Origin of the sequence: Nocardia sp. NPDC051052, assembly GCF_044456045.1 — a bacterium.
Classification (GTDB): Bacteria; Actinomycetota; Actinomycetes; order Mycobacteriales; family Mycobacteriaceae; genus Nocardia.
On the sequence record NZ_JBITFL010000003.1, the window covers coordinates 570,803 to 591,380 of the forward strand.

Sequence of the window (20,578 nt, forward strand, 5' to 3'; positions counted from 1 at the left end):
CGCGCGTCCACGATCAATTAAGTTCACGGAGTTTCTAACCCTCCCTTCGGCCCCCTCGGCGCGGATAGCGTCGAGATTTGCCGAGTTTTGAGGAGAGTGCCGTGTCCGACGTGGGCCTGCATCGGCGTGGACTGCCACCGAGCGCCGAATGACCGCGATCACCACGCCGGACGCGCCGACGGTGAGTGCGGACGCGCCCACCGTCGCACCGCGGCGTTCGAAAAGCTGTCGCCGCCTGCTCGGCCCGGCGCTGACGCGCCTCGGTGCGCTCGCGCTCGTGCTCGGCCTGTGGGCGGTGCTCACGGCGACCGGGCTGGTCGATCCGCTGTATCTGCCGTCGCCGCACGCGGTGTGGGATGCGTTCGTACGGGCCAATTCTCGGCATCAGATCGCGGCGGGCGTCGATCGCACGGTGATCGGTGAGCAGAACTATTACCTGTGGGAGCATCTGCTGGCCAGCCTGCAGCGGATCGGCGCCGGGGTCGGCCTCGCCGTTGTGATCGGCCCGCTGGTCGGCTTCGTGATGGGCATGCTCACCCCGGTGCGGCTGGTCACCGAGCCGATCCTGAACTTCCTGCGGTCACTGCCGCCGCTCGGCTACATTGGTCTGCTGATCGTCTGGTTCGGCATCGGCGACATGTCGAAGATCTGGCTGCTGTTCCTTGCCGCGTTCCCGCCCATCGCCGTGGCCACGCTGAGCGGGGTCACGGGCGTCAAGCAGGACTATCTCCATGCCGCCCGCTCGCTGGGTGCCGGTCGCGCCCAGGTCATTTCGCGAGTGGTGCTGCCCGCGACGCTGCCCGAGGTGATCGGCGGCATCCGGATCGCCACCGCGTTCGCCTGGACCACCGTGGTCGCCGCCGAGCTCAACAACGGCATCCCCGGCATCGGCGGCCTCGCGTATATCTCGGGCACGCAGCTGAATACGCCGCTGACCATCGCCTGCATCCTCGTGATCGGCTGTGCCGCACTCGCGCTCGACTCGGTCATCAAATTCCTTGGTGCCAAAGCAGTTCCGTGGAAAGGCAAGGTATGAAATCCGCAGTACGCCGGGTGGCCGCCGCAGGTTTGGCCGTGGCGGCCGTCGTCGCGACGACGGCGGGGTGTGTCGAGTCCGGCCGCGGTGACACCGGAGCCGAGGGGGCGCAGGCCGCCTGCCCGTTCGCCGCGGATCCCAGCGTGACCACGCAGGCGCGGATCGGCTTCCAGGCGATCCCCAATGCCGATCTGTTCGTGAAGGATCGCGGGCTGCTCGCCGCCTGCCTGCCGAACGCGAAAGTCGCGTGGAGCCAGTTCTCCTCGGGTGCCGACGTGGTCCAGGCGTTCGGCGCGGGCAGCCTCGACATCGGCACCATGGGATCGAGCCCGGCGACCAAGGCGCTGTCCGCGCCGCTGAATCTGCCGGTGCGGGTGCTGTGGATCCACGACGTGATCGGCAAGTCGGAATCGCTGATCGCCAAGGACAAGTCGATTACCTCGCTGGCCGGGTTGCGCGGCAAGCGTGTCGCGACGCCGTTCGGCAGCACCGCGCACTACAGCCTGCTCGCCGCGCTGAGCAAGGCTGGTCTCGGTAACGACGTGCAGTTGATCAACATGACACCCGACGCGATTCCCGGTGCCTGGACCGGCGGCCAGATCGATGCCGCCTGGGTGTGGGATCCGACGCTGTCCAAGCTCGCCGAATCCGGCGGCCACGTCGTCACGTCCAGCGCCGACACCGCGGCCGCGGGCGCGCCGACCTTCGATCTGGCGGTGGCGAGCAAGCGGTTCCTCGACGAGAACACGCGATTCGCGGTGGTCTGGGCGAAGTTGCAGGACTACGCGGTGACCCAGCTGCGGACCAAGCCCGAGGACGCGGCCGTCTCGATCGGCGCGCAGCTCGGCATCGAGCCCAAGCTGGTCGGACCGCAGCTGGCCGGGTACACCTACCTCGGCGCGGCCGAGCAGTCCGACGCGAAGTATCTGGGCGGCGGCTTCGGCGGCGACCTGCACAAGACGGCCGAATTCCTGTTGAGCCAGGGCGGAATCGACGCTATCGGCACCGAATCCGACTACCGCACCGGCATTTACGTCGACGCGGCCAAGGGAGCAAGTTCGTGAGCGAGCGCAGCGAGGGAACCATCAGCACAGCGCCCTCGGGCACGGCGGAGCCGAGCGCTAGCGAGGCGGAGTCGTGAACGATGCGCTCCAGGTCACCCTCTCCGGGGTGAGCAAGAGCTACCCGGGTGACGACGGTCCGACGCAGGTGCTCGCGCCGACCGATCTGACCATCGAGGGCGGCGAATTCGTCTGTGTCGTAGGTCCTTCCGGCTGCGGCAAGTCGACACTGCTGAATATTCTCGCCGGATTCCTCGCGCCGACCGAGGGCACAGTGCGGGTCGGCGGCCATCCGATCACCGGACCGGACCCCGATCGCGGCGTCGTCTTCCAGCAACCCAACCTCTACCCCTGGCTGTCGGTCCGCCAGAACGTCGAGTTCGGCCCCAAAGTCCGTGGCGTACCGCGCAACCAACGCACCGCCGAAGCCGAACGCATGCTCACCCTCGTCGGCCTGGATCACCTCGGCGCCCGCCGCCCCTACGAACTCTCCGGCGGCCAGCAACAACGCGCTCAAATAGCCCGAGTCCTCGTCAACGACCCCCGAATCATCCTGATGGACGAACCTTTCGGTGCATTGGACGCCCTGACCCGCGAAAAGCTGCAAGGCGAACTACTCACCCTCTGGCGCGACCGCAAGAAGACCGTCCTCTTCGTCACCCACAGCATCGACGAGGCGCTACTCCTCGGCACCCGAGTCCTCGTCATGGGCACCCGTCCCGGCCGCATAATCTACGACGAGCCAACCACTTTCAAAGCCACCCTGGCCAACCCCTCCTTCGCCGCCCTGCGCGCCGACCCCGACTTCCGCCGCCTGCGCGACGAGGTCTCCGCCCACATCTACGCCGCCCACGCCTGACGCGTCCTCACACCGGGAGGATGGCCACCTCGTACTGCTGACACCAGGGATCGTGCGTGACCAGCGTGAGATCCTCACATTGCGCCTGCGCCACCAACATTCGATCGAACGGATCCCGATGAATCAGTGGCAGCCGACCGGCAATGGCGGCATGGTCGAGGCCGATCGGCAGCGGGATGAACCCGCCGTTCCCGATGTAGTCCGCCAGGCCGACGGGCCCGTCCAGCTTGCCGAGGGCCTGCTTTATGGCGACCTCCCAGATCGTTGCCGCACTCACCAGGACGTCGGGGTCGTGGGTGATCCGTTCCTTCAGTTCATCGGAGAGCGCCGGATCGTCGGTGAGCCACCACAGCACCACGTGGGTGTCGAGCAGCAACCTCACGGCACCATCCCGAAGTCGCCGGCGATCTGGGCGTTGGTCTCGTCGGAGTCCCAATCGGGGGCGAGGACCAGCCGTCCGCCCAGCGAGCCGCGGCCGGTCCGGTTCGCGCTGCGACTGAGCGGGACCACTTTGGCGACCGGCCGACCGGCACGACTGATGACGATCTCCTCGCCGCGTTCGACCCGCTCGATGATGCGCGAAAGATTCGTCTTCGCCTCGTGGATGTTGAACTGCTCAGCCGATGTGCCCGCCATGACCCACCTCCTTAGCTAAGAGGTTAGTCCACAGCAGTCGATCACGCCACCATCTTTCGGATACCCTGGTCAGCGCGGGATCGCGCAGAGATCGTGGGCTAGGCGCATCTTGTCGAGGACGGGGTCGGGGAGCACAAAGGGGTAGAGGTCGGGGTGGCCCATGGAACGGTTGACCATGTTGAGGGACCAGGCGAGGGGGAGCCAGAGATCGATGATCTTGTCGAAGCCCGCGCGGCCGATCTGGGGGCGGTCCAGGGTGGCGCCCGCGGGGGCGATGCCGAAGGCGGCGGCGGTGTCGAGGGCGTCGCGGATATGCAGGTAGTGGGCGAAGGTTTCAGCCCAGTCTTCAGAGGCGTGCATGGTGGCGTAGGAGGAGACGTAGGCGGATTCCCAGCCTGCGGGGGCGCCCTCGGAGTAGTGGCGGTTCAGTGCCGCCTGGTAGTCGGCGTCGGGGTCGCCGAAGAGGTCGCGGAAACGCTGGGCGGCGTCGTCGCTGGCGACCAGGCTCATGTAGTAGTAGTGGCCGATCTCGTGGCGGAAGTGGCCGAGCAGGGTGCGGTAGGGCTCGTCCATTTCGATGCGCAGTTGTTCGCGGTGCGGGTCGTTGGCCTCGGCGAGGTCGAGGGTGATCACGCCGTTCTTGTGGCCGGTGATGACCTTGCCGTTGGCACTGGTGAGCAGGTCGAAGGCCAGGCCGCGGTCGGGATCCCGGTCGCGGCCGACGATGGGCAGGCCGAGTTCGGTCAGCTCGACGATCAGGCGGCGTTTGGCCGCCTCGGCCTCCGCGAAGGCGGCCAGCCCGGCGGCGTCGAGGTCGTTGGGGCGGGTTCTGGTGAACCGGCAGGACTCGCACAGCACCGGTTTCCCGTTGCCGTTCGCGACCCGCGCCGTGGATTCAGAGCCGGACTCGGGCACCTCCACCAGCCAATTGCATTGCGCCACATGAAGGTTATCGCAGAGCCGGAAGCGGCTCGCGTCCACGACACCGGTCATCGGGTCGTTCGGCGCGGCGCCCGGCGGCGCACCGATCACCACCAGGGCGATGTCGACGAGGCTGAAACCCAGTGGGCTGGAACAGGACAGGCACACCGAGTTCTCGAAGGCCAACTGCTGACCGCAGTTGGGGCAGGCGAAATCGCGCACGCGGGTTACACCTCCACCGGAGAGACATCGACCGAGACGGTAATTGTGCTCTGCTTGGCGTCGGTATAGATGATGCCGCGCAGCGGCGGCACGTCGGCATAATCACGGCCCCACGCCACGGTGACGTAGCGTTCGTCGCCGAATTGGTCGTTGGTGGGGTCGAAGTCGATCCAGTGGCCGGTCCGGTCCTGCTCGTCGGCGGCGGGCACCCACACGGCCGACCAGGCATGGGTGGCGTCGGCGCCGACCATGCGTTCCTTGCCCGGCGGCGGGTCGGTGGCCAGGTAGCCCGATACGTAGCGACCGGCCAGGCCGTGTGATCGCAAGCAGGCCAGGCCGATTCGCGCGAAGTCCTGGCAGACCCCGGCCCGGGCCGCGAACACGTCGGCGACCTTGGTGGACACGGTGGTAGAGCCGGACTTGTAGGTGAAGTCGGTGTGGATGCGGGTGTTGAGTTCGGCCACCGCCGCCAGCAGCGGGCGGCCGGGGGTCAGCGACTCGGCCGCGTACGCCCTGACCTCGGCGGTGATCTCGGGCGGCTGCAGATCGAGGGTGAATTCCACCGCGAGCGGACCCGTCGCGCCGGTCGGGCGGGCCAGCTCCCACGGCCGCCCCGCCGGACCGTCCTGCGCGCGGTCCGGACGATCCACCTCGACCAGGGATTCGCCGGTGACCACCAGGGTCCGATGCTCGGCGGTCACATGGAAGTAGGACGTGGTGTTGCCGTACACATCCGGGCCGACCGACTGGTCCGAGGGCACCGGGTCGATCGAGATATCGTGCGAAAGTAGCCGCTGCCCAGGGAATTCGCGCGGGGTCAGGTAGGCACGCCCGTAGGAACTGGTGACCTCGTCGGAGTAGCAGTAGGTGGTGCGGTGTGCCACGCGATAGCGTCGGGGCGAACCGTTGCGGCCGCTCATCCGACCACCCGGGTGCTACCCCACAGCGGCTGGAAGCCGGCGGGCAGCGACAGTTTCGACGTCTCGAACGATTCGGACAGCTTGCGCAGCCGCAGGTGCACACCCTCCAGCAGCTCGAGCAGTTCGGTGCGCCTGCCGTCGCCGTCGGTGACATCGAGATCGTCCGGGTCGACGCGACGCAGCATCCGCTGGGCGTCGGCCAGCAAGCGTTGCGGCCGTGACGATCCCGACGCGCCGGGCAGTGCCTGAAGGTCGGAGTCGAGCCGATCCAACTGGTAGGCCAGCGAGCGCGGATTGGCGGTATCGAAGAGCAGCAGGCCGGCGACCGCGGAGATCCGCACCGAATCACCGTGCTGCCGAAGGTAACTCACTTGGGACTCGGTGGCCCGCAGCACCGACTCGGTGACCACCCGTTCGGCCTCGTTCGGGTAGGTCTGGGTCAGCGCCGCCGACATCAGCGCGGTCAGTGCCAGCCCGCGCTCGATCCGTTTGCCGATATCCATGACGTACCAACCGGAGTCGCGCACCAGCGATTCGGCGCCGATCCCGGACAGCGACAGCAGCGCCGCCAAGGTCAGCGAATGCACCGCCGACAGCGCGGTCTCCTGGTCGCCGTCGGTGCCTCGGTACTCGGCGAGCGCCCGATCCACCGCGCTCAGAATCATCCAGGTATCGACGGAGAGCTGATCACGGACGGCGCGGGCGGCGTTCTCGTATCGATCGATCGCGAACGCCAGCGACCCGGGCAGCTCACGGTCAATTGTCAACGCCGCCAAGTATTCGTAGCCTTCGTGCGACGCCCCGGCGACTGCGGGCATCCACACCGCCCCGGGGGCCGGGACGCCTTGTTCCTCGGCGGCACTCGCGGCGGCGGCGATCGCCCGCTGCAGCACCCCTGGTCGGATGGTCACGTTCATTTCCTCGGCGATACCCGAGTCCGTGTCGCCGGCACCTGCCGCGTCGACGTCCGATCGCTCAGCCGAATCGGACTCGGCCCCAGCCGAAGCCGGCGTATCCGCGCCCATGGACTGCGACTGTCGCTGACTCGAACCGACCTGTGCCGCTACCGTCTTCGCGGGTCCGCTCGACTGCGACTGCGACTGCGACGAACCAGCTCTCGTACTATCCCCAGGCACACCGTCTGCGCAATCCTGCTCTGCCGCATCGCTATCCGCGTCGTCGACGCCGAACAACACCGCCGCCGGAGCGACCGTGGCGGTCGCACGAGCCAGCGCCGCCATCAAGACCGGCACCGCCTCGGCACCCTCCAGCCACGGCCGGTAGCGATAGTCCTGATATCGCGCATGCGTGGCGATGAGCAGCCGGGCCGCCGACTCGGCCCGCTCGCTGTATCGACCCATCCAGAACAGATCGTTGAGCACGCGCGGCGAACTGATCGCCGAAACGACCGGAGCGGCCCGGCGCTCGCGTTCCTCGTGCGGCGCCTCGGTGGCCACCGCGGGCACCGCGCTGGCGGCGGCCCTGACCCAAATGTCCTTGGCGGCAGTCTTGATCACCACCCGCTCGGGCAATATGCGCTGATGCAACTGCCCGAGACCGCCCGCCATCGCGGTGTAGCCGCTGCGCCTGGCCATCGAGAACAGCCGCATGCCGACCGGCGCCGGAGCCAGCCCGCCATAGCCTTCGACCGCGGGCGCCACGGAGAACTGCGCGGGTTCCTGGCCGACCCATTGCCAGCCGCCGGCCTCGATCTCGGCCCGCAGGTCGGCGCGCTGCCTGATCGATAGGTCGGGACCGAAGACAGTGGCACCGTCGACCGCGGACCGGATGATCAACCGGTGCAGGTTCTTCGTCAGGTGGGCGCGCTCCTTCTCGTCACCCCCCCAATAGCTCGGCGCGCTCTCCAACATCAGGTCCTCCCCGAGCAGCGCCCGGGACAGCCGCGGCAGGAACCCGGTCAGCGCCGGGTTCTCCAGCAGTCCACTGCCCAGCGTGTTCACCACGGTGACCGCGCCCCTGCGCAGCACCTCGACCAGCCCGACCACGCCGAGTCGCGAATCCGGCCGCAGGTCGAGCGGATCGGAGAACTCGGCGTCCACCCGGCGCAGCACCACGTCGACCCGGCGCAGCGTGCCGAGCGAGCGCATCCACAGCGCGGCGTCGCGCACCACCAGATCCGCGCTCTCCACCAGCGGGAAACCGAGCATCGACGCGAGATTGGCCTGATCGAACGCGGTCTCCGAGTGCACGCCCGGACTCAGCACCACGACGAACGGATCGTCGGCCGCATCCTCCTGCGCCGACTCGATCAGCATCAACCGCATCGCCCTGGCGAACGGGGTGAGCGGGCGCGGATTGGAATGCTCGAACGCCTCCGGGATCGCCGTGGACACCACCCGCCGGTCGGCCAGCGCGTACCCCGCGCCGGACGGTGCCTGCGCCCAGTCGGCGGTTACCCGGAACTGACCGTCGCTCCAGCGGCTGATATCGCAGCCGTGCAGGAACAGCTGATGCCGACCGGGCACCGTAATGCCGTGTGCGGCACGGACATAACCGCGGTAGCCGAAGATCACCTCGGGCGGCAGCAGCCCGCTGGTGAGCGTGCGGCGCGGGCCGTAGACATCGGTGAGCACCTCGTCGAGCACCCGCGAGCGCTGCACCAGCCCGGTCTCCAGCCGGGTCCAGTCGTCCGCGGAGATCAGCAGCGGGATCGGATCGAGCCGCCACGGCGTGGTCACCGCCTGCTCGCCCGCCCCGGTGACCTCGGTGTAGGTGATGCCGTCGTCCTCGATCAGCCTGCGCACCCGACTGTCCAGCCTGCCGAGTCCTGTGGTGCCGAGCTCGACGAAATCGGCGGACAGCTCCGACCACATCCGGCGCACCTTGCCGTCGCCGTCGACCAGTTCGTCGTAGTAGCCCTCGGTCGGCCTGCCGCATTCGTCGTAGGGCGCGCTCTCGACGCCGCCGGTCCGGTAGCGCGCGAATTGCTCGGCCACCTGCTCGCGCACCGTGGAGCCGGCGGTTGTCTCCCGCAGTGCGTCCTCGCGCATCGTCACCGCGCCGACCTCACTTCCGCTGCCAGACGTGCCTAACGGTCGCTGACCAATCCCCAAACGGTCCGCGCCCGGCGCAGATCAAGGATGCCCGCGACGCCGCTGTCCGTGGATTGTGCCGCTATTTTCGCACGTAACTCCCCTGGGTCGACTCGATCGGTGGTGTGTCCCGCCGCCTCGAAGCGCCGGTTGCGGCGCGATTGCGCCGCAACCGCGTTGACCGGAGGCTCGGCGTAGGCCATGCCGCCCGGGTGCGCCACGTGATAGGTGCAGCCGCCGCGCGACAGCCCGGTCTCGGCGTCGATCAGGTCGAAGACGAGCGGCACGTCGACGGTGATCGACGGGTGCAGCGAGTTCGGCGGCTGCCACGCCCGGTAACGCACGCCCGCGACCTGGACATCGCCCTTGTCGGTGGCCAGCAGCGGGACGGGCATGCCGTTGCAGGTCAGCACGTACCGCCCGCGGTCCGCGCCGACCACCCGCACCTGCAGGCGCTCCACCGAGGAGTCGACGTACCGCGCGGTGCCCGCCGTGGTGGTCTGCTCGCCGAGGGTGTGCCACGGTTCGATGGCGCCGCGCAACTCGATCTCGACATCGCCGAGCAACACCGTGCCGATGCGCGGGAAGCGGAACTCGGTGAACGGCTCGAGCCAGCTGGCGTCGAAGTCGACGCCGTGCGCGCGCAGGTCGGCGGCGATATCGGCGATATCGGCAAGCACGAAGTGCGGCAGCAGATATCGGCCGTGCAGATTCGCACCGTGCCGAATCAATGGTGCGCGCAACGGCTCCGACCAGAATCGGGCGACCAACCCGCGAACCAGCAGCGACTGCACCATCGCCATCTGGAAGTGCGGCGGCATCTCGAAGCCGCGCATTTCCACCAATCCGAGCCTGCCCCTGGCGGTTTCGGGACTGTAGAGCTTGTCGATACAGAATTCGGCACGGTGCGTGTTGCCGGTGAGATCGGTCAGCAGGTGCCGCAGAGCGCGATCGATGTGCCACGGCGCCGAACCCACCGAGCGCTGTGCCGAATCCGCCACCTGCGCAAGCCGACTCGGCTTGGCGAGCCGCGCGATTTCGGCGAACGCGATCTCCAGCTCGTAGAGGGCCTCCTCGCGTCCCTCGTCCACCCGCGGCGCCTGCGACGTCGGCCCGACGAAACGTCCGGCGAACAGGTAGGACAGCGACGGATGCCGCTGCCAGTAGGTGAGCATGGACACGAGCAGGTCGGGGCGGCGCAGCATCGGTGAGCGCGCGGGAGTGGCACCACCGAGGGTGATGTGGTTGCCGCCGCCCGTTCCGCTGTGCGTGCCGTCGACATCGAACGATTCGGTGCTCAGCCTGGCCAGCCGCGCCTGCTCGTACAGGGTGGACAGCAGCTCGGACTGCTCGGCGAACGAGACGGTCGGCTGCACGTTGACCTCGATCACGCCGGGATCGGGTGTCACCGAGAAGGTTCGCAGCCTGGCGTCGACGGGCGGGGCGTAACCCTCCAGCACCACCGGCCGGTCGACCGCCACCGCGGCCGCCTCGATCCGGCGCACCAGGTCGAGGAAGTGGTCGAGTTCCTCGATGGGCGGCAGGAATACGTGCAACCGCCCGTGGCGCACCTCGCCGACCAGCGCGGTTGTCGGCTCCCAGTCCGCGGGCTGCACCACCGCGGGCGGCTCGGCCCGGTCGACGGTCAGCGGCCCGGCGAACAAAGGATCGCGGTCGGGGCGTTGGGTCGGCGTGTGCCAGGAGACGGAGTCGAGTGGCAGCCGCAGCCCGGCCGGGGAATCACCCTCCGTCAACACGATTCGCCCGGCGGGCTGGTCGGCGCGGACGCCACGGCGCAGCCGCCAGTCGGCGCTCGCCCAGCCGGTGCCGTCGTCGCGGCGATACAGCGAGAGCACGTAGGCGGTTGGTTCGGTGACCTCGGCGTCCAATCGGGTCAGCAGGTCCTTACGTGCCTGCGCCGAGTCCCGATCCGGGTCGAGATCATCGCTCGGGGCGACCGGATCGCCTTCGGGGGCACGGACTTTCCCGGCAAGCCGGCGCAGCGGATCCTCGTACGCCGGGCGGACCTGTCCCGGCGGCAGCCCGAGGCTCGCCGCCACGTGCGCGATCAAGGCTCGCGCGGCATCGGGTTCGACGGGGGCGTACATGCGTTGCGCGGCAGGCGCTTCAGCGGCCTCGGATAATCGCGGACCGCCGTCCGACAGCACAGCGGCCTGCCCGGCAGGCTCGGGTGATCGCGTGGCCTGCACCGCGGCCCCATCGGCGGTTGAAGTTATTGTGGCACTTGGCCGTTCGATGGCTCCCGGCGGACCTATCGCGGTGAGCTCAGGAGTCGTTTCGCGCCGGGCCGGCGAACGCCCGAACGGCGTCCACGGGTCGGCGAGCAGATCCTGCCGTGCCCACGTCGGCTCGTCATCGACCCGCCAGGCGACCGCGATCTCCCACCGCGGCAACGGCTCTCCCGGATACCACTTGCCCTGCCGATACTGCACCAACCCGGTCGGCGCGTAGATCCGGCGCAACCGATCGGCGAGATCGACCGCCCGTGCACGCTTGTGCGCGCCATCTGCCTCGGTGGTCCACTCCGCGCCGGTCTGGTCATCGATGGAGACGAACGTCGGTTCGCCGCCGACGGTCAACCCCACGTCCTCGGCGGCCATCCGCGCGTCCACCGCGGCACCCGACGCGGTGATTCGCGCCCACTGGGATCCGGTGTAGGGCAAGGTGACCCGAGGATCCTCGTGGAAGCGCCGGACGGTATTGGAGAACTCCATGGTGGCGACGGCCGGCCCGGTCGCCCCGGTGATCGGCGCGGCGGACACCGGATGCGGCGTCGCCGCCAACGGGATGTGTCCCTCGCCCGCGAAGAGCCCCGACGTGGGATCGAGCCCGACCCAGCCCGCGCCGGGCAGATAGACCTCGGTCCAGGCGTGCAGGTCGGTGAAGTCGGCGGGCGGACCCGACGGCCCGTCCAACGACGGCACGTCCTGGGCCAGCTGCACCAGATACCCCGACACGAACCGTGCCGCCAGCCCGAGTTCACGCAGGATCGACACCAGCAGCCAGGCCGCGTCCCGGCACGAGCCGAGCGCGCCGCGCAGCGTGTGATCGGGCGTCTGCACCCCGGCTTCCATCCGGATCGTGTAGCCGACGTCGTGGCGCAGTGCCTGGTTGAGGCCGACCAGGAAGTCGATGGTGCGCGGCCGATCCGCCGCGTCGTGCGCGCGTACCCAGGCCTTGACCGCATCGCCGGGGCCGGAACCCGGGCCCGACTCGTCCACCGGCCGCAGGTACGGCTCCAGATCCGCGAGCAGTTCCGCGCTGTAGCCGAACGGATAGTGCTCGGCATCGTCCTCGATGAAGAAGTCGAACGGGTTGACCACCTCGAGGTCGGCGATCAGCCCGATGGTGATCGACAGCTCCCGTGCGGGCTCCGGAAACACCAGTCGCGCAAGGAAATTGCCGAACGCGTCCTGCTGCCAGTTGCAGAAGTGCTCGGCCGGGGTGACCCGCATCGAGTAGGCATCGATCCTGGTGCGCGAATGCGGCGCCGGGCGCAGGCGCACCACGTGCGGATGTACCTGCACCGGCCGATCGAAGGTGTACATGGTCCGGTGCTCGAGCGACACCTTGATGCCCATGCAGCAAGTTCACCACACGGCGGACGCGGTGTGCGACACAATCGCGCAGCGTTCGAGGTGCGGGAACTGCGCAAACGGCGGTCGACGGCCGACACACGCCGCGGACGTCCCCCCGCGTGCGGCACGGGAGTGGTAGACAAAGATAACGAACCGATCTCGTCAGGAGGTCACATGCGCGCGCCGGATTGTTCGTCCTGCGAATCCGCCGTCGACCACTGCCACGGCACCCTGATCGTCCACTCGGGCAGGCTCACCGAATGCACCGAGGGCGACTGCGTGGATCTCGACTACGTCAGGCACACCTTCGTCGTCGACTGCGCCGACGTGGCCGGTGGCTGTTCCTGTGCCGAGCCCGGCACGGCCCGTCGCCTGGCCTGAACGGCCGCGTACGTACCCTATCCGGGTGAGCTATGACCACGTGTTGCTGCCCTCCGGTGTCGCGTCATCGATCTCCGAGGTCGACGCTTACCTCAGTACCCAGCAGGGCCTCCCCCAGGCGGGCCTGGTCGCGCAGATCGCGGCCGAGCTGAACAAGGCCAACTCGGAGATTCCGGAGGACGACAGCTTCCTCAGCGTGCACCCGGTCGGCGGCGTCCCGACCGGCGGCGCACTCCAGGTGCCGAGTCCGTACGACGCGATCGGCTTCGTCCGGCAGCTGCTGTTCGCGATCGCGACGCCGCTGGACTACGCGATCTACGATCCGCAGCTGGCCTGGCTGATCGACCCGGCCGGGCACGTGCCGGCCACGGTCACCCACGGCGGCGCGGGCGAATTCCCCTATCTGACCAAAACCCTTGCCGATCAATGGGTTTCCGAGCTGGCCCCGCCGAACCCGTACCTGGTGGTTGAACGCGACGAGCAGGTCTACATGCAGACCTACCGGGAGAAGACCGGCGCGTTCACCCTCGAATACCGAGATGGCTCCCCGGACAAGCACTTCGGCACCACGGTCCTGGACGCGCCGACGGTGTCCGCGGTCATCTGGGACTGGGCCACCGACGACCGCACCCGCATGCAGAACCTGCCGTGGTCGCGCGTCGAACTCTGACTCACTGGTTCTGCACGGCCAGGCGTCCGGCCAGCGCGATGAACGAGACGCCGAACACCCGGCGCATCCAGGTCACCACGGCGGGCCGGGAGATGACGTGGTTGCGCACTGCCGCCGCGCACACCCCGTAGCCCGCGAACACCACGAACGTCGCGGCCATGAAGATCCCGCTGAGTTCGAGCATGCGCGCCAACGCGTTCGGTGAGCCGTTCGGCACGAACTGCGGCAGGAACGCGAAGAAGAAGATGGTCAGCTTCGGGTTGAGGATGTTGAGCAGCACCGCCGAGGTGATCACCTTGCGCGCCGACTGGGTGACCTGCGCGCTGTCCGCCGGCACGGTGAGCGCGCCCTTGTCCCGGAATGTGCTCCACGCCATGTAGATCAGGTACGCGACACCGAGATACTTCAGCGTCTGGAACGCGACCGCACTCGCGTTGAGCAGCGCGGCCAGGCCGGTGATCGCCGCGACCATGTGCGGGATGATGCCGAGGGTGCAGCCGAACGCCGCGATCACGCTGGCCTTGGTCCCCCTGGAAAGTCCGGCCGCCAGGGTGAAGAGCGCGCCCGTGCCGGGAGTGGCGACGATGACGAGCGTTGTCAGCATGAATTCGATGCTCATCCCCGTCACAGTAACCCGTCGCCTGGACACCGCAACCCCCGTAGATTCGGGGCTGGACCTGCGCCGAAGTTAGAGCGCGCGCCGGCCGGACAGCGCGCGGCCCAGGGTGAGTTCGTCCGCGAATTCCAGATCGCCGCCCATCGGCAGACCCGACGCCAGCCTGGTCACGCTCAAGCCGGGGAAATCGCGCAGCATCCGCACCAGGTAGGTGGCCGTCGCCTCGCCCTCGGTGTTCGGGTCGGTCGCGATGATCACCTCGGTGACATCGATGCCGTCCTCTTGATTGCCGATGCGCGCCAGCAACTCCCGGATCCGCAGCTGGTCGGGCCCGATGCCGCTCAGCGGGTCGAGCGCGCCGCCGAGCACGTGGTAGCGACCACGGAACTCACGGGTGCGCTCGATCGCCTGCACGTCCTTGGGCTCCTCGACCACGCAGATCATGGTGCGGTCGCGGCGCGCGTCGGCGCAGATGCGGCACTTCTCGCCGTCGGAGACGGTGCCGCAGACCACGCAGAACTGCACGCCGTCGCGCACCTTCTGCAGGGCGGCCTGCAACCGGTCGATCTCCGGCGGCTCTACCTGCAGCAGATGAAACGCGATGCGCTGTGCGCTCTTCGGACCGACGCCGGGCAGCTTGCCGAGCTCGTCGATCAGATCCTGAACCGGACCCTCGTACAACGGCTATGTCCCCGTGGCTCTCAGAGGCCCGGCAGCCCGGGCAGCGAGCCGCCACCGAGCCCACCCGAGAGCGGGCCGAGCCGCTCGGCCGCCAGCTGCTGCGCGTTGGCCATCGCGTCGTTGACCGCGCCGATCACCAAGTCCTGCAACGTCTCCACGTCTTCCGGGTCGACCGCCTTGGGATCGATGGTCAGCGCGACGACCTCACCGGAGGCCTTGATGGTGACCGTGACCAGCCCGCCACCGGCCTGGCCTGCCACCTCGGCCGCGGAGATCTCGGCCTGGGCTTCCATCACCGCCTGTTGCATCTGCTGCGCTTGGGCGAGTAACTGCTGCATGTCGAACTGGCCACCGGGCTGCACGGCATATTCCTCTCTGGGGAAAGTGTCACTGATCAGCCTAGTCCCTGACGCCGCGGTGGCCCCGCCCCGCCTCGACCGGTCGACGCACCCGCGCGCGCGAAATCCGTTCGGCAATATAGCTCCCGACCGGTCGTTATGTCTTCGATGCATGGCCGGTAACAGGTTGGGTACGTCCGGGTTCAGCACCACAAGATCGACCTACCATCGAGAAGTAGGTCGGGAGTTCTGGAGTACCGATATGAGCACGATGAGGGCGCGTTTCCTGAGCACCGCGGTGCTTTCGCTGGGGGTTCCCGGCATCTTCCTCGGCATTGCCGCACCGGCGGCGACCGCGGATCCCGGTGTCACCGCGGCGGCCGCCGATTACGGCGGCGGCTGTGTCCTCTACCCGGACAACCGGGCGGCCACCATCGACTCGCTGCGCGTGCGTTGCTCGCCGGAGCAGCAGGACGCCATCTTCCGGGACGCCGAGCGCGGCGACGTGCCGATGGGCGTGCAGAACGGCTGGGTGACCAGGCCGCCCGCGATCGAGGGCATCGCGCCCGCGTTCTGGATCGGCAAGACCTTCTACACCGGCCCGGACGGCGGCATGCTGACCAACCGGGTGACCGGCGCGGGCTACGAGGCCTGGCCCGCTTACGTGTACACCGCGCCAGCGATGCTCGACGGCAAGCCGACCTGGGCGCTCAACTACGACCCGTCCCCCACCCCCCAGGTCTACGACGAGATCAGGGAGATCACCCCTGGCGTCTGGTTCGGCTACTCGTGGTGGCGCGGCTTCTTCCAGAACACCCTGCTGCTGACCTTCGTCCTCGGCTGACCTTCCCGGGAAATTGACTCTCCCCCCGCTGGAGGGTGTTCGCTGAAGGCATGACAGCGACCGTCTCCATCGGGGAGTTCGCCAGGCTGACGTACCTGACCGTGAAAACGCTCCGGTACTACCACGACATCGAGCTGCTCGAACCCATCGAGATCGATACGGGATCCGGCTATCGGCGCTACTCGACCGACCAAGTGGCACAGGCTCATCTGATCCGGCGCCTGCGCCGGCTCGACATGCCGCTGCCCGAGATCAAGGCCGTGCTGACCGCCCCCGACACCGGCATCCGCGATGCCGCGCTGCGCGCACACCTGGAACGGATGGAGGCCGAGCTGGCCAGGACCCGCTCGGTGGTGGCGTCATTGCGGTCATTGCTCACCCCGTCCGCGCCGATCGTCGTCGAATACCGCTCGATCCACGCCTTTTCCGCGCTGGCGCTTACCGAGGTGGTCAGCAGGGACGACATCGGCCCGTGGTGCGCTGCGGCATACCCGCTGCTGCACCGGACGCTGGCCGCGACGGGTATCGAGCCCGACGGCGTCGATGGCGCCACCTATTCGATGGACTTCTTCGAGAACGACCTCGGCGAGGTGGTCGCCTACGTGCCGATCCCGGCCGCCGCCCGGATCGCACCGGCCGAGCGGGTCTCGATCATCGAGCTGCCCGCGCGCCGCTTCGCCGTCGCGCTGCACGAGGGGGATTTCGACGACTTCGACCGCACCTACGGCGCACTGGGCAGCTACGTCGCCGAACACGACACCGCGCTGGCCGAGCCCGTCCGGGAGCGCTACCTGCTCAGCCCCGACGACACCGACGACCCGAACAGCTACCGAACCGAAGTCTGCTGGCCGATCGGCCTGCTCTGAGAAGTGGAGAACCCCATGACACTGTCACTCGCGCACATCACCGTCGACTGCGCCGACGCCGCCACCCTGGCCGGATTCTGGTCGGAGCTGCTGGACAAGCCGGTCGACGCGGGCGCGTCCGCGCGATTCGCCACCGTCGGCAGCGCGTCCGGCCTGTCGCCGCTGCTGATGTTCATCCAGGTACCCGACAAGAACCCGGGCAAGAACGTGATCCACCTCGACTTCCACGCCGAGGACTGGCATCAGCACGTCGAGCGCGCGGTCAGCCTGGGCGCCAAGCGGATCGGCGACTTCGACGAGTACGGCGCGCAGTGGACAACGCTGGCCGACCCGGAGGGCAACCTCTTCGACATCGGCGCGGCGTAGCCACCCGGCTCGACAACGCAGCCCGACACGAGGGGTCGGGCTGCGCTTCGCGTTATGGCTTGGGTGTCAGGCGAGTTCGCGCTGCAGGTTGCCGAGCACCTCGGCCTGGATCTTCTTCAGGCCGAGCGGCGCGAAGATTCCCTCGAAGATGCCCGCGACGCCGCCCGCGCCCTGCCAGGTGGTGCGCAGGGTGACCTGCGCGCCGGCGCCGTCCGGCGTCACGGTCCAGGTGTTGACCATGGTGGAGTTGGAATCGCGCTCGGTGACAATCGAATCCGACACCGCCACCACCGCGTGCACGCTGCGCGAGCGCTTCTCGGTGGCCTGCAGTGTCCACTCGGCCACGGTGCCCGCGCCCTTGCCGCCCTCGACGACCTTGTAGTCGTGGTAGTGCGACGACAGAATGCGCGGCCGCACCGTCTCGTAGTCCGCGATGGCCTCGAGGGTGCGCTGCGGGTCCGCCGCAACGGTGATCGAACTACTGGCGCTGACCTGTCCCACAATGAGCTCCTTGTCCGGGTACGGTATATCGACCGGTCTTCATCCTGCCCTGTAGCGGCCACCACACCGCATGCCGGTCGAGTCGTGTGGCGAACTTCTCCGAGCCGGTCGGTATTCCGGTTCGCAACATATGCGTGACATTTCTCCCGAGACCCTGCCCTCGCGGTGGTCTCACACTCAGGTGCGTACTAGCGTCGAGGGGTGGCAGTGAGTCTGTTGGGGAAGGCCGGACGCGCTCCGGCCGCGCACGAATCCGGGTTTGCCGCGCATCGAGCTGGGGTAGATCGACTCCTGGCGAGTTATCGCGCGATTCCCCGGGACGCGAATGTGCGGCTGGCGAAGAAGACCTCGAACTTGTTCCGGGCCAGGGCGAAAAACCCCGCGCCCGGCCTCGATGTATCGGGACTGGCCCAGGTGATCGCGGTGGATCCGGTGGCCAAGACCGCCGACGTCGCAGGCATGACCACCTACGAGAACCTGGTCGCCGCCACCCTCCCGTACGGCCTCGCGCCGTTCGTGGTGCCGCAGCTCAAGACGATCACGCTGGGCGGCGCGGTGACCGGCCTCGGCATCGAGTCGACCTCGTTCCGCAACGGCCTGCCGCACGAGTCGGTGCTGGAGATGGACATCCTGACCGGGTCGGGCGAGATCATCACCGCCACCCCGGACAACGAGCACGCCGACCTGTTCCGCGGTTTCCCCAATTCCTACGGCACCCTCGGCTATTCGGTCCGGCTGAAGATCGAACTGGAAACCGTGCAGCCGTTCGTGGCCCTGCGCCACCTGCGCTTCCACGACCTGCGCGAGCTGGAGCGGACCCTCGCCACCATCGTCGACGAGAAGGTCTACGACGGCGAGCGCGTCGACTACCTCGACGGCGTGGTGTTCACCGCCGACGAGAGCTACCTGACCCTCGGCCGCCAGACCGACGAGCCGGGCCCGGTCAGCGACTACACCGACATGGACATCTTCTATCGGTCCATTCAGCACGACACCGATCCATCGGGTCGCTCCGCAGGCTCCGCTCCCGTGCAGCCCAAGCGCGACCGCCTGACCATCCACGATTACCTGTGGCGGTGGGACACCGACTGGTTCTGGTGCTCGCGAGCGTTCGGCACGCAGAACCCGAAGATCCGCCGGTTCTGGCCGAAACGCTACCGGCGCAGCAGCTTCTACTGGAAGCTGATCGCGCTCGATCACAAATACAACATCGCCGACAAGCTGGAGGCCCGCCAGGGCAACTCGCCGCGCGAGCGGGTGGTGCAGGATATCGAGGTGCCGGTGGACCGCACCGCCGACTTCGTCGAATGGTTCCTGCGCGAGATTCCGATAGAGCCGATCTGGCTGTGCCCGCTGCGGCTGCGCGACACCGACGCGCCCGCGACGACCGGGCGCACCTGGCCGCTGTACCCCCTCGAGCCGAACCGGACGTATGTCAACGTCGGGTTCTGGTCCGCCGTCCCCACCGTGCCCGGACAGCAGGAAGGAGCGGCCAACCGTGCGATCGAGCGCACCGTGACCGACTTCGACGGACATAAGTCGCTGTACTCCGATTCCTACTACGACAAAGATGAGTTCGCGGCGCTGTACGGCGGCAACATTTACACCGAATTGAAGAAACGCTACGACCCGGACCAGCGGCTGCTGGATTTGTATTCGAAGGCGGTGCAACGCAAATGACGACATTCAAGGACCGTTCCGACGTCTTAGGTGACCTCGGAGCCAAACTCAGCATTGCCGAGATCTTCGAGACGCTGATCGACGGCGAGGCACCGATCCGGCTGACCGCCTACGACGGCAGCGCGACCGGTCCGGAAGACTCGAAGTACGCGCTGGACATCAAGACGCCACGCGGCATTAACTATCTGGCGACCGCGCCCGGCGATCTCGGCATGGCGCGCGCCTACATTTCCGGCGATATGACCGCCGACGGCGTGCATCCCGGCGATCCCTACGACATCCTCGCGGCGATGGACGGGCTGAAGTTCCACCGTCCGTCCGCGCTCGCGCTGGTCACCATCGCCCGCTCGCTGGGCTGGGAGCGGCTCAAGCCGATCGCGCCGCCGCCGCAGGAGACGCTGCCGCGCTGGCGCCGGATCGCGCTGGAAGGCCTGCGGCACTCCAAGACTCGCGACGCCGAGGCGATCCACCACCACTACGACGTCTCGAACAAGTTCTACGAGTACGTGCTCGGCCCGTCGATGACCTACACCTGTGCGTGTTACGGCGACGAGGACTGGACGCTGGAACAGGCGCAGGAGAACAAGTACCGCCTGGTCTTCGAGAAGCTGCGGCTGAAGGAAGGCGACCGGCTGCTCGACATCGGCTGCGGCTGGGGCGGCATGGTCCGCTACGCGGCCAAGCGCGGCGTCAAGGTGATCGGCGCGACGCTGTCCGCCGAGCAAGCCGAGTGGGCCCAGCAGAAGATCGCCGAGCAGGGCCTCGCCGAGCTCGCCGAGGTCCGCCACTCCGACTACCGGGACATCCCGGAGGGCGAGTTCGACGCGGTGTCCTCGATCGGGTTGACCGAACACATCGGTGTGCACAACTACCCGTACTACTTCGACTTCATGAAGACCAAGCTGCGCGACGGCGGCCTGTTCCTCAATCACAGCATCACCCGCCCGGACAACACCAGGACCACCAAGGCCGGTGACTTCATCGACCGGTACGTGTTCCCGGACGGCGAACTGATCGGCTCCGGCCGGATCATCTCCGAGATCCAGAACACCGGGCTCGAGGTGCTGCATGAGGAGAACCTGCGCGAGCACTACGCGCTGACCCTGCACGAATGGTGCAAGAACCTGGTCGAGAACTGGGACGCGTGCGTCGCGGAGGTCGGCGAGGGCACCGCGAAGGTGTGGGGCCTGTACATGGCGGGTTGCCGGCTCGGCTTCCAGCGCAACGTGGTTCAGCTGCACCAGGTGCTCGGCGTGAAACTGCCGGCGGACGGCGACTGGACGGTGCCCCTGCGCCCCTGGTGGCAGCCGTAACTTTCGCGGCGCTGC

At 68.1% G+C, this 20,578-nt stretch carries 19 protein-coding genes and 2 pseudogenes; 10 read left to right on the plus strand and 11 right to left on the minus strand.

Annotated elements, in window-relative coordinates:
- The first annotated feature begins 148 nt into the window (after positions 1-148).
- The 3 genes from ACIBCN_RS12970 to ACIBCN_RS12980 all read left to right on the plus strand — a co-directional run bounded on the left by ACIBCN_RS12970 (position 149) and on the right by ACIBCN_RS12980 (position 2,956).
- Positions 149-1,036, plus strand: coding sequence for an ABC transporter permease (locus ACIBCN_RS12970; RefSeq protein WP_396991683.1), 888 nt, complete (start codon positions 149-151; stop codon positions 1,034-1,036).
- Positions 1,033-2,100 (plus strand): ABC transporter substrate-binding protein, encoded by a 1,068-nt coding sequence (locus tag ACIBCN_RS12975; RefSeq protein ID WP_396991684.1) that lies wholly within the window; start codon positions 1,033-1,035, stop codon positions 2,098-2,100. Before ACIBCN_RS12970 ends, ACIBCN_RS12975 begins: the two co-directional genes overlap by 4 nt.
- A gap of 73 nt (positions 2,101-2,173) precedes the next feature.
- The gene (locus ACIBCN_RS12980) at positions 2,174-2,956 is read left to right on the plus strand and encodes an ABC transporter ATP-binding protein (protein WP_396991685.1); all 783 of its coding nucleotides are present in this window, start codon (positions 2,174-2,176) and stop codon (positions 2,954-2,956) included.
- 7 nt (positions 2,957-2,963) lie between these two features.
- Here the strand turns inward: ACIBCN_RS12980 and ACIBCN_RS12985 are convergent, their stop codons facing one another.
- The 7 genes and pseudogenes from ACIBCN_RS12985 to ACIBCN_RS13015 form a co-directional block, all read right to left on the minus strand.
- Positions 2,964-3,338: a type II toxin-antitoxin system VapC family toxin gene (locus ACIBCN_RS12985; RefSeq protein WP_396991686.1), complete on the minus strand. Its 375-nt coding sequence runs from the start codon at positions 3,336-3,338 to the stop codon at positions 2,964-2,966.
- Complete coding sequence (locus ACIBCN_RS12990) at positions 3,335-3,592, minus strand: type II toxin-antitoxin system Phd/YefM family antitoxin (RefSeq protein WP_396991687.1); 258 nt, start codon at positions 3,590-3,592, stop codon at positions 3,335-3,337. Before ACIBCN_RS12990 ends, ACIBCN_RS12985 begins: the two co-directional genes overlap by 4 nt.
- A gap of 69 nt (positions 3,593-3,661) precedes the next feature.
- Positions 3,662-4,735: a putative zinc-binding metallopeptidase gene (locus ACIBCN_RS12995; protein WP_396991688.1), complete on the minus strand. Its 1,074-nt coding sequence runs from the start codon at positions 4,733-4,735 to the stop codon at positions 3,662-3,664.
- Positions 4,736-4,740: 5 nt separating this feature from the next.
- Positions 4,741-5,655 carry a transglutaminase N-terminal domain-containing protein gene (locus ACIBCN_RS13000; RefSeq protein ID WP_396991689.1) on the minus strand — a complete coding sequence of 305 codons (915 nt, stop codon included), beginning with the start codon at positions 5,653-5,655 and terminating at the stop codon, positions 4,741-4,743.
- A complete protein-coding gene (locus ACIBCN_RS13005) occupies positions 5,652-8,666 on the minus strand; it encodes a circularly permuted type 2 ATP-grasp protein (RefSeq protein ID WP_396991899.1) in 3,015 nt (1,004 codons plus the stop codon). Before ACIBCN_RS13005 ends, ACIBCN_RS13000 begins: the two co-directional genes overlap by 4 nt.
- A 38-nt stretch (positions 8,667-8,704) precedes the next feature.
- Positions 8,705-10,804: pseudogene (locus ACIBCN_RS13010) on the minus strand (transglutaminase family protein); the annotation flags it as partial.
- A 189-nt stretch (positions 10,805-10,993) separates the two neighbouring features.
- A pseudogene (locus ACIBCN_RS13015) lies at positions 10,994-12,310 on the minus strand (transglutaminase family protein); the annotation flags it as partial.
- A 171-nt stretch (positions 12,311-12,481) separates the two neighbouring features.
- Here ACIBCN_RS13015 and ACIBCN_RS13020 point away from each other — a divergent pair.
- Both ACIBCN_RS13020 and ACIBCN_RS13025 read left to right on the plus strand, forming a co-directional pair.
- Positions 12,482-12,688, plus strand: coding sequence for a hypothetical protein (locus ACIBCN_RS13020; protein ID WP_396991690.1), 207 nt, complete (start codon positions 12,482-12,484; stop codon positions 12,686-12,688).
- Between the two features lie 25 nt (positions 12,689-12,713).
- On the plus strand, positions 12,714-13,358 hold the full coding sequence (locus ACIBCN_RS13025) for a hypothetical protein (RefSeq protein ID WP_396991691.1): 645 nt from the start codon (positions 12,714-12,716) through the stop codon (positions 13,356-13,358).
- 1 nt (position 13,359) lies between these two features.
- Here the strand turns inward: ACIBCN_RS13025 and ACIBCN_RS13030 are convergent, their stop codons facing one another.
- The 3 genes from ACIBCN_RS13030 to ACIBCN_RS13040 all read right to left on the minus strand — a co-directional run bounded on the left by ACIBCN_RS13030 (position 13,360) and on the right by ACIBCN_RS13040 (position 15,017).
- On the minus strand, positions 13,360-13,977 hold the full coding sequence (locus ACIBCN_RS13030) for a LysE family translocator (RefSeq protein ID WP_396991692.1): 618 nt from the start codon (positions 13,975-13,977) through the stop codon (positions 13,360-13,362).
- A 69-nt stretch (positions 13,978-14,046) separates the two neighbouring features.
- Positions 14,047-14,655 (minus strand): recombination mediator RecR, encoded by a 609-nt coding sequence (gene recR, locus ACIBCN_RS13035; RefSeq protein ID WP_357379883.1) that lies wholly within the window; start codon positions 14,653-14,655, stop codon positions 14,047-14,049.
- A gap of 20 nt (positions 14,656-14,675) precedes the next feature.
- Positions 14,676-15,017, minus strand: a complete 342-nt coding sequence (locus ACIBCN_RS13040) for a YbaB/EbfC family nucleoid-associated protein (protein ID WP_396991693.1) — start codon at positions 15,015-15,017, stop codon at positions 14,676-14,678.
- A gap of 238 nt (positions 15,018-15,255) precedes the next feature.
- Here ACIBCN_RS13040 and ACIBCN_RS13045 point away from each other — a divergent pair, with 238 nt between their 5' ends.
- From ACIBCN_RS13045 to ACIBCN_RS13055, 3 genes are read left to right on the plus strand one after another with little or no spacing between them, the layout of a single operon-like run.
- The gene (locus tag ACIBCN_RS13045; protein ID WP_396991694.1) at positions 15,256-15,837 is read left to right on the plus strand and encodes a hypothetical protein; all 582 of its coding nucleotides are present in this window, start codon (positions 15,256-15,258) and stop codon (positions 15,835-15,837) included.
- A 50-nt stretch (positions 15,838-15,887) separates the two neighbouring features.
- Positions 15,888-16,703, plus strand: coding sequence for a MerR family transcriptional regulator (locus ACIBCN_RS13050; RefSeq protein WP_396991695.1), 816 nt, complete (start codon positions 15,888-15,890; stop codon positions 16,701-16,703).
- Positions 16,704-16,718: 15 nt separating this feature from the next.
- A complete protein-coding gene (locus tag ACIBCN_RS13055; protein WP_396991696.1) occupies positions 16,719-17,069 on the plus strand; it encodes a VOC family protein in 351 nt (116 codons plus the stop codon).
- A gap of 66 nt (positions 17,070-17,135) precedes the next feature.
- On the opposite strand, the gene ACIBCN_RS13060 is transcribed toward ACIBCN_RS13055, so the two are convergent.
- Positions 17,136-17,570 carry an SRPBCC family protein gene (locus ACIBCN_RS13060; protein ID WP_396991697.1) on the minus strand — a complete coding sequence of 145 codons (435 nt, stop codon included), beginning with the start codon at positions 17,568-17,570 and terminating at the stop codon, positions 17,136-17,138.
- Positions 17,571-17,777: 207 nt separating this feature from the next.
- Here ACIBCN_RS13060 and ACIBCN_RS13065 point away from each other — a divergent pair, with 207 nt between their 5' ends.
- Together ACIBCN_RS13065 and ACIBCN_RS13070 are read left to right on the plus strand one after the other, a co-directional pair.
- A complete protein-coding gene (locus tag ACIBCN_RS13065) occupies positions 17,778-19,250 on the plus strand; it encodes an FAD-binding oxidoreductase (RefSeq protein WP_396991900.1) in 1,473 nt (490 codons plus the stop codon).
- Positions 19,247-20,563: a class I SAM-dependent methyltransferase gene (locus ACIBCN_RS13070; RefSeq protein WP_396991698.1), complete on the plus strand. Its 1,317-nt coding sequence runs from the start codon at positions 19,247-19,249 to the stop codon at positions 20,561-20,563. The genes ACIBCN_RS13065 and ACIBCN_RS13070 overlap by 4 nt, the downstream gene beginning before the upstream one ends.
- The last annotated feature ends 15 nt before the right edge of the window (positions 20,564-20,578 follow it).